The organism is Paenibacillus cookii, assembly GCF_018333375.1.
GTDB lineage: Bacteria > Bacillota > Bacilli > Paenibacillales > Paenibacillaceae > Paenibacillus_AQ > Paenibacillus_AQ cookii.
The window spans coordinates 162,650-176,083 of the sequence record NZ_BORW01000010.1; the positions used below are offsets into that span (position 1 = coordinate 162,650).

8 protein-coding genes are annotated in these 13,434 nt (G+C 54.5%); 7 read left to right on the forward strand and 1 reads right to left on the reverse strand.

What is annotated here, in order from left to right:
* Window positions 1-76: 76 nt before the first annotated feature.
* From uvrB to galU, 7 genes are all read left to right on the forward strand, one after another.
* Window positions 77-2,068 (forward strand): excinuclease ABC subunit UvrB, encoded by a 1,992-nt coding sequence (gene uvrB, locus KI367_RS12155; RefSeq protein WP_212949910.1) that lies wholly within the window; start codon window positions 77-79, stop codon window positions 2,066-2,068.
* A gap of 154 nt (window positions 2,069-2,222) precedes the next feature.
* Window positions 2,223-5,084, forward strand: coding sequence for an excinuclease ABC subunit UvrA (gene uvrA / locus KI367_RS12160; protein ID WP_212949912.1), 2,862 nt, complete (start codon window positions 2,223-2,225; stop codon window positions 5,082-5,084).
* Window positions 5,085-5,461: 377 nt separating this feature from the next.
* On the forward strand, window positions 5,462-5,671 hold the full coding sequence (locus KI367_RS12165; RefSeq protein ID WP_036710521.1) for a hypothetical protein: 210 nt from the start codon (window positions 5,462-5,464) through the stop codon (window positions 5,669-5,671).
* A gap of 293 nt (window positions 5,672-5,964) precedes the next feature.
* A complete protein-coding gene (locus KI367_RS12170) occupies window positions 5,965-7,101 on the forward strand; it encodes a S1C family serine protease (protein ID WP_212949914.1) in 1,137 nt (378 codons plus the stop codon).
* Entirely contained in the window at window positions 7,101-9,029 is a 1,929-nt protein-coding gene (locus KI367_RS12175; RefSeq protein ID WP_246536870.1) for a stalk domain-containing protein, read from the forward strand. Before KI367_RS12170 ends, KI367_RS12175 begins: the two co-directional genes overlap by 1 nt.
* A gap of 332 nt (window positions 9,030-9,361) precedes the next feature.
* Window positions 9,362-11,875 (forward strand): U32 family peptidase, encoded by a 2,514-nt coding sequence (locus KI367_RS12180; protein WP_212949915.1) that lies wholly within the window; start codon window positions 9,362-9,364, stop codon window positions 11,873-11,875.
* A gap of 171 nt (window positions 11,876-12,046) precedes the next feature.
* Window positions 12,047-12,931, forward strand: a complete 885-nt coding sequence (gene galU / locus KI367_RS12185; RefSeq protein WP_212949917.1) for a UTP--glucose-1-phosphate uridylyltransferase GalU — start codon at window positions 12,047-12,049, stop codon at window positions 12,929-12,931.
* A 228-nt stretch (window positions 12,932-13,159) separates the two neighbouring features.
* On the opposite strand, the gene KI367_RS27600 is transcribed toward galU, so the two are convergent.
* On the reverse strand, window positions 13,160-13,375 hold the full coding sequence (locus tag KI367_RS27600; protein WP_373316229.1) for an IS3 family transposase: 216 nt from the start codon (window positions 13,373-13,375) through the stop codon (window positions 13,160-13,162).
* Between the last annotated feature and the right edge of the window lie 59 nt (window positions 13,376-13,434).

The window sequence follows — 13,434 nt, forward strand, 5'->3', positions numbered from 1 at the left end:
TCCTATTCATATTATCGGGAAATCTCGACATATAGTTTAGAATATCTATTTTAGATGATAAGGGTGATGTTGGGCAATGAGTGATATTGTCGTCAGTACCAAACCGTTCGAGCTGATCTCGGACTACAAGCCGCAGGGCGACCAGCCCAAGGCGATCGGGGAACTGGTGGAAGGACTTAAGCAAGGGAAAAAACATCAGACTTTGCTTGGGGCGACGGGAACGGGGAAGACGTTTACCATCGCGCAGACGATCGCCAAGGTCAACCGCCCGACGCTGGTGATCGCCCACAACAAGACGCTGGCGGCCCAACTGGCGAGCGAATTCAAGGAGTTTTTTCCGAACAATTCGGTGGACTACTTTGTCAGCTACTATGATTACTACCAACCGGAAGCTTATATCCCATCATCCGATACCTATATCGAAAAAGATTCGAGCATCAACGAGGAAATCGACAAGCTGCGGCACTCCGCGACGAGCTCGCTGTTCGAGCGCCGGGACGTGATCATCGTGGCCAGCGTGTCGTGCATATACGGCCTCGGTTCGCCTTCCGAATATTCCAGCCTCCTGCTGTCGCTGCGCGTCGGCATGGAAAAGCCGCGCAACCAGATCTTGTCCCGCCTTGTCGACATCCAGTACCAACGCAATGACATCAACTTCGTTCGCGGCACGTTCCGCGTCCGCGGCGACGTCCTCGAAATTTTCCCGGCATCGAACGGCGAGAGAGCCATCCGGGTCGAGTTCTTCGGGGACGAGATCGAACGGATCACGGAGATCGACGTCCTTACCGGAGAACTGGTCGGCGAACGCGAGCATGTGGCCATCTTCCCGGCCTCCCACTTCGTTACGAAGGAAGAGACGATGCGGGTCGCCCTGCAAAACATCGAACGCGAGCTGGAGGAGCGGCTGGAATATTTCCGTTCCGAAGGCAAACTGCTGGAGGCTCAGCGGCTCGAGCAGCGTACGCGTTACGACATCGAGATGATGAAGGAGATCGGCTTCTGTTCCGGGATCGAGAATTACTCCGGTCCTTTGACCTTCCGCGAGCGCGGCGCAACGCCGTATACGCTGCTCGATTATTTTCCGGACGACTTTTTGATCGTGGTCGACGAATCCCATGTCACGCTGCCCCAAATCCGGGCGATGTACAACGGGGACCGGGCCCGGAAGACGGTGCTGGTGGATCATGGATTCCGGCTTCCTTCGGCTCTCGATAACCGTCCGCTGCAGTTCGAGGAATTCGAGGAAAAGGTGAACCAGATCATATACGTGTCGGCGACGCCGGGTCCGTACGAGATGGAACATTGCGATACCATGGTCGAGCAGATCATCCGTCCGACGGGACTGCTGGATCCGGTCATCGAGGTTCGCCCGACCGAAGGGCAGATCGACGACCTGATCGGGGAGATCCGGGGACGGATCGATCGCGACGAACGCGTGCTGGTGACGACGCTCACGAAGAAGATGGCGGAGGATTTGACGGATTATTTGAAGGAGATCGGCATCAAGGTCCGGTACCTGCATTCCGATATCAAGACGCTGGAGCGGATGGCGATATTGAGGGATCTCCGGCTGGGCGTGTTCCATGTATTGATCGGCATCAACCTGCTGCGTGAAGGCTTGGATCTGCCGGAGGTATCGCTAGTCGCGATATTGGATGCGGACAAGGAAGGTTTCCTGCGTTCCGAACGCTCGCTGATCCAGACGATCGGCCGCGCGGCGCGGAACTCGGAAGGATTCGTCGTCATGTACGGCGATCAGATCACCGAGTCGATGGATAAGGCGATCAAGGAAACCGCCCGCCGCCGCGCACTGCAGATCGAATACAACGAGAAACACGGCATTACGCCGCAGACGATCCGCAAAAAGGTCCGCGACGTCATCGAAGCGACGAAGGTCGCCGAATCGAAGGCGGAATACTTGACGGACGCTGCAGGCAAAATGTCGAAGAAGGAACGCCAATCGGTCATTCAGCGCCTGGAGGCGGAGATGAAGGAAGCGGCCAAAAACCTCCAGTTCGAACGCGCCGCCGAACTTCGCGATGCTTTGCTGGAACTGAAGGCGGAATAACTGCAAGTTGAAACAAGAGAAGAGAACGGCCATGGTTCGCAGGTCGTTCTCTTTGTGGATATTAGAAACGTCATCATGGCGTTATCATAAACAAACTCATGCCATAAAGCTCGCAAAGAACGCCGGCTTTATGATCAAAGGAGATGAACGAACATTGGCAAGCGAAAATATCGTCATCAAAGGCGCACGGGCTCATAATCTGAAAAACATCGATATTACCATTCCGCGGGACAAGTTTGTCGTACTGACGGGATTAAGCGGATCGGGTAAATCCTCCCTGGCCTTTGATACGATTTATGCCGAAGGCCAGCGGCGTTACGTGGAGTCTTTGTCCGCGTACGCGCGCCAATTTTTGGGCCAAATGGAGAAGCCCGACGTGGATTCGATCGACGGCCTGTCCCCGGCCATTTCCATCGACCAAAAAACGACAAGCCGCAACCCCCGGTCAACCGTAGGGACGGTAACGGAAATCTACGACTATCTCCGCCTGCTGTTTGCGAGAATCGGGCATCCCCATTGCCCGGAGCACGGCATCGAGATTACCTCCCAGACCGTGGAACAGATGGTCGACCGGATCATGTCCTACCCGGAAAAAACGAGACTCCAGCTGATGGCTCCGCTCGTGTCCGGACGCAAGGGCGAGCATAAAAGCCTGTTCGCCGACGTGGCCAAACAAGGCTTCGTGCGGGTCCGCGTCGACGGGGAACTGCGGGATCTTTCCGAAAATATCGAGCTTGAGAAAAACAAAAAACATACGATCGAAGTGGTCGTGGACCGGATCGTCATTAAGGAAGGCGTCGAAGCCCGGCTTGCGGATTCGATCGAGACGGCGCTCAAGCTTTCCGGCGGTCAAATTCTCGTGGACATCATCGGCCAGGAGGAGCTGCGTTTCAGCTCCAACTTTGCCTGCCCGATTTGCGGCTTCAGCATGGAAGAGCTGTCTCCGCGCATGTTTTCGTTCAACAGCCCGTTCGGGGCTTGTACGGCTTGCGACGGCCTCGGCGTCAAAATGATCGTGGATCCGGACCTGCTCATCCCGGACATGGAAAAATCCATCGAAGAAGGGGCGTTCCTGGCTTGGACGGGAAGCACCTCCAATTATTATCCGCAGTTCCTCAGCTCCGTATGTGAGCATTACGGCATTCCGCAGGACGTCCCGGTCAGCCAGCTGAAAAAAGAGGACATGGACAAGCTGCTGTACGGAACCGGCAACGAAAAGGTCCGATTCCGTTACGAAAATGACTTCGGGCAGCGGAAGGAAGCGAACGTCGTGTTCGAAGGCATCATTCCGAACCTCGAGCGCCGCTACCGCGAAACCGCTTCGGACGGCATCCGCGAGTTCATCGAAAACTTCATGAGCGCCAAACCGTGCGAGGTGTGTAAAGGGCATCGTTTGAAAAAGGAAGTGCTCGCGGTAACGGTATGCGGGCATAATATCGCCGACGTGACCAGCTTGTCGATCGGCGACGCGATGCAGCTGTTCGATTCGCTGGAGCTGAGCGAAAAGGAACGTTCCATCGCCCATTTGATTCTGAAGGAAATCAACAGCCGGCTGGGATTCCTTGTCAACGTCGGTTTGCAGTACCTCACGCTCAGCCGCGCGGCTGGAACCTTGTCCGGCGGTGAAGCTCAGCGGATCCGGCTCGCGACCCAAATCGGCTCCAGCTTGATGGGGGTTCTGTACATTTTGGACGAGCCGAGCATCGGCCTGCACCAGCGCGACAACGACCGGCTGATCGCGACGCTGGAGCACATGCGGGATCTTGGCAACACGCTGATCGTCGTGGAGCATGACGAGGATACGATGCTCGCGGCCGATTATATCATCGACATCGGTCCGGGGGCAGGCATTCATGGCGGACGCGTCATCGCAAAAGGGACGCCGAAGCAAATCATGGAAGATCCGAACTCCTTGACCGGACAATATTTGAGCGGCCGGAAGTTCATTCCCGTCAACCCGAACCGGAGAAAACCGGATGGCCGTTGGCTGGAAATCCGCGGCGCGCGCGAAAACAATCTGAAAAACCTGAACGTCAAAATACCGGTCGGCGTATTCACGGCCGTAACGGGCGTGTCCGGCTCCGGGAAATCGACGCTGGTCAACGAAATTTTGTATAAAACGCTTGCGAAAGAGCTGAACAAAGCCGTGAAAGTGCGTCCGGGGGCGCATAAGGAAATCCGGGGCCTCGAGCATTTGGAAAAGGTCATCGATATCGACCAGTCTCCGATCGGGCGTACGCCGCGTTCGAACCCTGCGACCTATACCGGCGTGTTCGACGATATCCGCGACATTTACGCGCAAACGAACGAAGCGAAAATCCGCGGATACAAAAAGGGACGCTTCAGCTTCAACGTCAAGGGCGGGCGCTGCGAAGCCTGCCGCGGGGACGGCATCATCAAAATCGAAATGCACTTCCTGCCGGACGTGTACGTGCCTTGCGAAGTGTGCAAAGGCAAGCGCTACAACCGCGAAACGCTGGAAGTCAAATACAAAGGCAAAAGCATCGCCGATGTGCTGGAAATGACGGTGGAGGATGCGACGGAGTTTTTCAAAAACATTCCGAAAATCCACCGGAAGTTGCAGACGCTGCTTGACGTGGGCCTCGGATACATTACGTTGGGCCAGCCGGCCACGACGCTTTCCGGAGGCGAAGCCCAGCGCGTGAAGCTCGCTTCCGAGCTGTACCGCCGCAGTACCGGCAAGACGATGTACATTCTTGACGAACCGACGACGGGACTTCACGTGGACGATATCGACCGCTTGTTGACCGTACTGCATCGTTTGGTCGATTCGGGCGAATCGGTGCTTGTCATCGAGCACAATCTGGACGTCATTAAAACGGCCGATTATTTGATCGATCTCGGGCCGGAAGGCGGCAGCGGCGGCGGAACGATCATCGCGACGGGAACGCCGGAGCAGATCGTCCAGGTTGAGGCTTCCTATACCGGGAAATATCTTAAACCTATATTGGAACGGGACACGGCGCGCACCGAAGCGATGAAAGTTAGCAGCTGATTCTCGTTTCCCAGTCAGCGGAGACATGGCCGCCGGAGGGAAACTCCGGCGGTTTCTTTTTCTATAACATTTGGATAAATTCCGGGGTTCCAGCAAAGTCCTTAAATCGGCTTCGAAGCCATCAGCCCCGTTTTGCGGGGTTATTTTGGTTGTTCCGAACATATTTTGGGACGAATAAACCCATACTATGACAAAGCAGATTCAGGTCTTTTGAAGTACCCCTCTCACGGTATCGTTATCCAAAAATAGGCAAATTCATGACAATTTCAACTTTTTGCAGGCTTTTTGAAGGGAAAGTCTTGCATCTGCCCCGGCGGAAGGATAACATGTAAGGAGATATGTAAAAACGAGCGAACGTTCATAGAGGAGGTCCAATCATGTTGCTTGCAGAAGCTGCTGCATCAGCCGCATCCAAATTCAACACCTTTGATATTTTTATGATACTGTTTACGCTGCTTATTTTGATCGGAACCATTCGTTTGATCAGACAGCCGGTCAAGAACAAGTTTGCAATCGGATTCAGCATCATTTGCTTGCTGGTTTTCCTTGCTTCTGATTATGCCATGGTTCAAAACTGGTTGAGCTAGGCTGACATTTACGCAATGCATGACGAAGACACCTTGCGCCCTGGGGCGTAGAAGGGGTCTTTTTTTATACGCTGATACATGGGAACGCCTGCGCTTCGCCCGACACCGCAGAGCATTCGTCCGCGACGTTCAGATGTCGGTATCGCTGTCGGTATATGTTCTTTTTCGCCTTTAAAAGATAGGGCTACGGATGAATTGTACACTTTTATATTCTGTGTTACATTTGGCATTAAGGTTCAGGGGAGAAGCACCATTAATGTGTAAAATTAGAAAAATGAGGCTAGGTGAGGACGATGAAGCCTATGGGGAAAAAGAGGGTCATGATACTGTTCTGCAGCCTGCTGCTGCTTAGCGGTGCCGCTCAAGCCGGCGCGCAAACCGCAGCGAAGCAAGGGACTGCAAAAGCCAAAACGGCGAAGGCAGCCGCGGCTGCCAAAAATCAAAAAAACGCGGCGCCGAATCAGCTGAATGTTGCTGCGGATCCGGTTCCGCAAATCGTGAAAAACATTTCGCCGTCCGTCGTCGGCATTATCGGCCGGGCTCCGGCAGGACAAACCACGGCAGACCGCAACAACTTGATGCATGGCACGGGGGTTATCATTCGGTCGAACGGCTGGATCGTAACCAACGCCCATGTCGTGAACGGACTGCAAAGCACCGTCGTTGTCACTGCGGACGGCAAAACGTATAAAATTACGGATACATACGTCGATGAAATCAGCGATTTGGCCTTGATCAAAATCAATGCGTCCAACCTGAAACCGGCCGTGTTCGCCAAGTCGGCGCAAAGCGCCCAGGTCGGGGAAAAGGTCGTGGCGATCGGCACGCCGATTTCGTTCTCTTTTCGCAATTCTGCAACCGTGGGCGTGGTCAGCGGCCTGAACCGGGCCATTAACGCCTCGTACCGGTTGATTCAAAGCGATACGGCGATCAATCCAGGCAACAGCGGCGGACCGCTCGTCAACATGAAAGGCGAAGTGCTGGGCATCAACAGCATGAAGTTTTCGGCGGTCGGCGTTGAAAATATGGGATTTTCGATTCCGTCGGAAACGGTCCAGTACGTGATCAACCAGCTGTTTAAATACGGCGAGGTCAAGCGGCCAAGCCTTGGATTCAGTATGGAGGAGAGCTGGTCCGCGATCGTGGGGCTGCCGACGCAGGATCCTTTGACCATCACGAAAGTCGTCTCCGAAGAAGCGAAGAAGGCCGGTATCCGCGAAAATGACGTCCTGTACAGCATTGACGGCAAACGCGTCACATCGATCGTGGACATCAACGAATTGTTCAAAGCATATATGCCTGGACAAACGGTTAAGCTGCTGATGCAGAGCGACGGCGATATCGTGGTCCGCAAGCTCGTGCTGACGGCGGAGCTCGGGGAGGACGCCATCGGGGAAGCGGCAGCGGGCGATGCCGGAGATGAATTTTAATGGGGAAGGGACATGCACGGATGAAGAGAAACGGGGTTTTGAAATGGGGTTCCGCGTTATTGGCGGGAAGCATCGTATTTTCGGCGGCGATGCCGGCGTGGGCCGACAATGCGGCGGAGAAACTATCGTTTAGGGTAAAGGCCGGAAGCACCTCGGCTTTGCTGAACGGAAAAGACGAAAAGATCGCAAAACCGTATTTGGACCACGGAACGCTGATGGTTCCGCTGGGGTTGTTCAAACGCGCATTCGGCAGCCAGATACGGCTTGAAGGCGAAAACGTCGTGAAAGTGATGTATGGGCCGCATACGGTCTCCATGACGATCGGGAGCCATACCGCTTGGGTCGACGGACGCAAAATAAAGCTGGATGCCGCGCCGGCGATGGTATCGGGAACGTTGATGGCCCCGCTCAGATTGGTGGCCGAAGGCATCGGAGCGGAATTGGCGCCGGGAAGCACGGGAACGCTTGTCGTCAGCCTCGCGCCGTCGGATACCGATGAACCGGAGGATCCGGGCATCGACACCGATCAGGGCAAAACGAAAATCGGCAACAGCTACTATCAATGGTCGATGAACTACCCGAGCGGCCTGCTTCTGGGCGATTCGGAGCAGGATGAGAGCATCGTGTCGTTCGGGGATGCGGAGAACACCTATTACGTCGAGGTTCACGCCAACGATCAGGACGTCAAGCTCGGAGCGGACGAGCTGCTTGAGATGCTGGTCAGCGACGCGAAGGATGCCGGCGAACTGGTGGTGGACCGGGAAAGCTTCCCGCAGGCCAAAGTGCCGTATGCCCGCATCATCAGCAAAGACGGGGACGGGACGTTCTGGGAAAACCGCAGCTATTACGCGAACGGCCGGGTATACGAGGTGTATTTTGCCGACCTGAAGGCAACGAACTACAAAGATTTGAAACGGTATGCCGGATTCCTGGATTCGTTCAGCATCGGCTACAACGGTTATGATAAAGCGGTAAAAGACCTTTCCACCGTCCAAAACGGCATGCGCCGCGAAGGGAACGACGATTACGGCGTTTCTCTGGACGTGCCTGCAGGCTGGAGCGTCGACAATGCCAATATGTATTACGAAAGCAAAAAGGGAAGTTATCTGAAGCTGGACGTCTCCTCCTCGCCGAAAGGCGAAAGCCTGGAGCAGTGGAGTGAGGATTTGAAAACGTGGGTCAAAGAGGCTTTTGTGCAGGATGCTTATCAAATCGTAGGCACGACTCCGATCGAGATTTCCGGCGAGAAGGGGCTCGTCAACGAGGTCCGGTACAACTACGGCGACGGCTGGATGACGGAATACGAAGTGATGGTGCTTCATAACGGCTACCGCTATTATGCCGAATACGCCGTGCCGGAGGCCAACAAAGAGGACTTGAACAAATTCAAGGATTTGATGAAGTCCATGGAGATCGATTTTGACGTCGTCTCCGACACGTTTGGCAAAATGGAGGAAGACGCCTTCCTGATCAGCAAAACGAAAGCGACGACGAAGCAGTCCAAGGCGTTCGGGTACAAAATCAACATTCCGCAGTACTGGACCGCGATCCAGGATAAATTCGAAAGATCTCCCGTCGAATATCAGTTTGTCGGAGGAAGGTTCCGGATTGCAGCCGAGAAGTCGGGTTCCTTGGATGCGACGGCGAGCCAGCTCAAAGCGTATTACGCGGAGGCCGCGAAATACCAGAAGGACCTGAAGGTCGAAAAGACCGAAAACATCACCTTTGCCGGCGTACCGGCCGTTTCAATCACGGTGCACCAGGTGAAGGACGGCATCCCATACAGCGCGCGCCAGATTTTGCTGCAAAAGGACGACGTCGTCTACACGATCAGCGCGTCCCTCAATGACGCCAATGCGACCGAGCTGCAAAAAGCGGCGTTGGAGCAGACGCTGAATTCGTTTGCGTTTACGGAAAAAGCGAAATAAGGAACGGGCATAGACACTCATAAAATCTATCATTGACTGGCTGCAAGCGGCTCCTCAAAGGGGCTGCTTGCGTTTTTTTTGAAGAGGGGGAAGCAGGAGTGGAATCCGGTAGACTATAATCTTCGTGGCCCGAATGACCGGCTTCTATTTTGACCAAAATGATAGCGTGCATGTTTGCAAAATCCACCACCCGCTGATCGCTCGGTCGTAGTAGATGGATTGCGGGATGTCTGGTAAACTAGATAAGTTGAAGAGGTTATGAACTCAAAAAGTAGTCAAATGCAGGTACAAAAACTAGAGCAACCGGCAAAAGCCGGTTTGGGAGGATATACATGAGCACAAAAGCATTGCGCAGGGAAGATGTGGAGCTGCTTGCGCCGGCCGGCGATTGGGATTGCATGCGGGCAGCGGTGGCGAACGGGGCGGACGCGATCTTTTTTGGCGTCGAGAAGTTTAACGCCCGGGCGCGCGCCAACAACTTTTTGATGGCCGAACTTCCGGAAATCATGTCGTTTTTGCATAGCTACGGCGTAAAAGGGTTTTTGACGTTTAACATTTTGGTGTTCGAAAACGAGCTGGAAGACGCCAAAGAGCTGATCGATGCTTGCATCGACGCGGGCGTCGACGCCGTGATCGTCCAAGACCTGGGGCTCGTGAAAATGATCCGCGAAATTTCCCCGGACTTTCCGATTCACGGCTCCACGCAGATGACGATCACGTCCCCGGAAGCGGTCGAATTTACGAAACCTTGGGGCATGGAGCGGGTCGTTCTCGGCCGCGAAAACAATTTGAAGCAGATTCAGAAAATCGGGGAGCAGGCGAAGCTGCCGATGGAGGTTTTCGTGCACGGCGCGCTTTGCGTTTCCTATTCGGGTCAGTGCCTGACTTCGGAAATGTGGGGCGGGCGCTCGGCGAACCGCGGCGAATGCGCGCAGGCATGCCGTCTGCCGTACGACCTGATGGTCGACGGCGAGCAAAAGCCGATGGGCGACGTTGCGTATTTGCTTTCGCCGAAGGATTTGGCGGCGATCGATTTGATGCCGGAGCTGATCGAAGCAGGGGTGACTTCGTTTAAAATCGAAGGGCGCCTGAAAAGCCCGGAATACGTCGCGAACGTGGTCAGCAAATACCGTAAAGCGATCGACCGCTACTTCGAAGGAGACGACACGAAGCCAAGCAAGGAGGAGATGCGGGAGCTGCAGCAGAGCTTTTCGCGCGGGTTTACGCATGGTTTCCTGGAAGGCACGAACAATAAAAAGCTGGTAGACGGCACGTTCCCGAAAAGCCGCGGCGTATATGTCGGACGGGTAGAGAAAATTCTGCGCGACGGCGTCGTGTGCAAAATCGAAGCGCCGCTGAAGCGCGGCGACGGCATCGTGTTTGACGCCGGGGACCCGACCAAGCCGGAAGAAGGCGGACGCATTTACGATTTGCGGCGCAAAGGCGTTAAAATCGAAGGCGAGGCGGACGAAGGCTGGATCGTCGACATCGTTCCCGGCCGCAGCGACGTGGATCTGCATAAGGTGCATGTCGGCGACCGCATCTGGAAAACGAACGACCCGGCGCTGGACAAACGCCTGCGTCAAACGTTCGAGACGGATAAGCCGTACCGGGTCTTTCCGGTGCATGTGAGAGCATTCGGCCATGCCGGCGGCCTGCTGACGACGATCTGGACCGATGTGCAGAAAGGCACGACGGTCCAGGTGGATTCGGAGCTGGAACTGGAAGTCGCCAAGAAACGGCCGATGGATTACGCGCTGCTCGAAGAGCAGTTCGGCCGTTTGGGCGGCACCGTGTTCCAGCTGGAGAAGCTGGACGTCGACCTGCAAGGCGACGTCATCTTGCCCATGCGCGAGCTGAACAGCATCCGCCGCCGTGCGGTGGAGCTGCTCGCCGGCGAGCGCCCGAAGCCGCCCGTGTACGTGAAACGGGTGGTGGACGTGTTCGGCGATGCGGCGCGCAGCGCATCGCCGGTGGCGCGCGGTGAGGCGAAGCTCACCGCGCTGTGCCGCAGCCTCCCGCAGGTGGAGGCTGCGCTGGAAGCCGGCATCGAATTCATCTACGCCGACTTCGAATTCATCAAGCAGTTCAAGGAAGCGGTGGAGCTCGTTCATGCGGCCGGCAAGCGGATTGCGCTCGTGACGCCGCGCATCCATATGCCGATCGAGAACGGCATCCACAAAAACATCCTGCGCCTCCAGCCGGACGCCGTGCTGGTGCGCAACACCGGCGCGCTCTATTTCTACCTGCGCGAACGGATGCAGAACCCGGATGCCAAACATCCGCAGCTGATCGGCGATTTCTCGCTGAACATCGCCAACCATAAAGCGGTGAACCTGTTCCTGGAAGCCGGCTGCGACATCGTTACGCCGTCGTACGACCTGAACATCCAGCAGATGGTCGATCTGCTCGAGCGTTCGAACACGTCGCGGATGGAAATCGTCATCCATCAGCATTTGCCGATGTTCCATACCGAGCACTGCGTATACTGCACCTTCCTGAGCGAAGGTACCGACTACACCAACTGCGGCCGCCCGTGCGAAGCGCACCGGGTATCGCTGCAGGATCGCATCGGCATGTCCCACCCGGTCCGGGTGGACGAAGGCTGCCGCAATACGGTCTACAACGCCATCGAGCAATCCGGCGCCGAGTACCTGACGAACTTCATGGACCTGGGCGTAGCGCGCTACCGCGTCGAGTTCCTCGAGGAAACGAAAGAGCAGGTGCATGAGGTCATCGACCTCTACAACCGCGCCCTGCGCGGCGAAATCAGCGGCACCCAGGTATGGAAAACGCTGAAAGCCACCAATCAGCTCGGAGTAACCCGGGGGCAGTTGGTGAAGTAAAGGATCTAAACGATATCGCCCCTGCATTGATCATTTGTCTCTGATCAAGCAGGGGCTTTTTTTACATTCAAGCGAATTCGGGTAAAGTCCGATATAATAGGGTAATAGATCGTGTATAAATCGTGTATTTAACCGTGTATTACATAGAACTTCCGGATAAGGAGCATATAGATGAGAATTCGTAAGGCCATCATTCCCGCCGCTGGGCTGGGGACGCGTTTTCTTCCGGCGACCAAAGCGATGCCCAAAGAAATGCTGCCGATCGTCGATAAACCTACCATCCAATATATCATTGAAGAAGCCGTTGCTTCCGGGATTGAGGATATCATCATCGTTACCGGTAAAGGCAAGCGGGCCATCGAGGACCATTTCGACTATTCATTCGAGCTCGAACATAATTTGACGGCAAAAAGGAAATGGGATCTTCTGAATGAAGTCCGAAAGTCCTCCGAAATGGCAGACATCCACTACATTCGGCAAAAGGAGCCCAAGGGCCTGGGCCACGCGATCTGGTGCGCACGCAAATTCATTGGCGATGAGCCTTTTGCCGTTCTGCTCGGGGACGATATCGTAGAGTCCGACATTCCTTGCTTAAAACAGATGATGGATATTTACAATGAACATCAATCCTCCATCGTGGGCGTGCAGCCCGTGGAATGGTCCGAGGTTTCCCGCTACGGCGTTGTGGATGCAACGAGGGTGGATGATCGGGTATACCAGGCAAACGCCCTGGTAGAGAAGCCACAGCCTTCCGAGGCGCCTTCCAATTTGGCCATCATGGGAAGATATATTCTGACGCCCCAAATTTTTACGATCCTCGAAGAACAGCCCGTTGGTGTTAACGGCGAAATCCAATTAACGGACGCGCTCTCCAAGCTGAGCGAAACCGAATCGATTTTTGCCTACCATTTTGATGGCTTACGGCATGACGTCGGCGAAAAATTGGGATTCATCAAAACGACGATTCACTATGCGCTGCAGCATGAGGAGCTGAAAGAGGATTTGCTGGAGTTTATTAGGGAGGTTATGGAGAGGGAGCGGAAGTATTCGGTTTAGTCAGATAGGCAAACGTAGGAAAATTTATATTGTCCAGTATGCCCTTCAACCTGTTAGTAAGACCCCGAACTGTATTGCGTTATATACGCCTGCTTGGACTTGGATTATTCTCATAAAAAGAGCAGCTCACTTTTGAATGAAGTGCCCCCTGTCAAGTGGACAGTGTAAAAAAACAAAAATAGTTTATCTAGATCCCTCAGTTTGTTTAACGGAACTGAGGGATCTTCCTTATGCAACTCGCCTGTATTCGTTGGGTGACAGACCCTCTAAACGTTCTGTATAGCGATGGTTATTGTAATAGCGAATATAATTGCTAACATTTTTCAGGACGTCTTCATAGGTATCGTGCTTTGTAAGATAATAACTTTCCGATTTATAAGTACCCCAAAAGCGCTCAATAGGTTGGTTGTCCAAGCATCGGCTCACACGAGACATGCTTTTCATAAATCCATACTTTAGTTGGAGCCGATTATACTCGTGGGACGTGTACTGGAAACCTCTGT

Excerpts from the sequence above, each read along its gene's own strand:
- uvrB (WP_212949910.1), top strand. The coding sequence starts at position 77 with ATGAGTGATATTGTCGTCAGTACCAAACCGTTCGAGCTGATCTCGGAC.
- KI367_RS12165 (WP_036710521.1), top strand. The coding sequence starts at position 5,462 with ATGTTGCTTGCAGAAGCTGCTGCATCAGCCGCATCCAAATTCAACACC.
- KI367_RS12170 (WP_212949914.1), top strand. The coding sequence starts at position 5,965 with ATGAAGCCTATGGGGAAAAAGAGGGTCATGATACTGTTCTGCAGCCTG.
- KI367_RS12175 (WP_246536870.1), top strand. The coding sequence starts at position 7,101 with ATGGGGAAGGGACATGCACGGATGAAGAGAAACGGGGTTTTGAAATGG.
- KI367_RS12180 (WP_212949915.1), top strand. The coding sequence starts at position 9,362 with ATGAGCACAAAAGCATTGCGCAGGGAAGATGTGGAGCTGCTTGCGCCG.
- galU (WP_212949917.1), top strand. The coding sequence starts at position 12,047 with ATGAGAATTCGTAAGGCCATCATTCCCGCCGCTGGGCTGGGGACGCGT.
- KI367_RS27600 (WP_373316229.1), bottom strand. The coding sequence starts at position 13,375 with ATGAAAAGCATGTCTCGTGTGAGCCGATGCTTGGACAACCAACCTATT.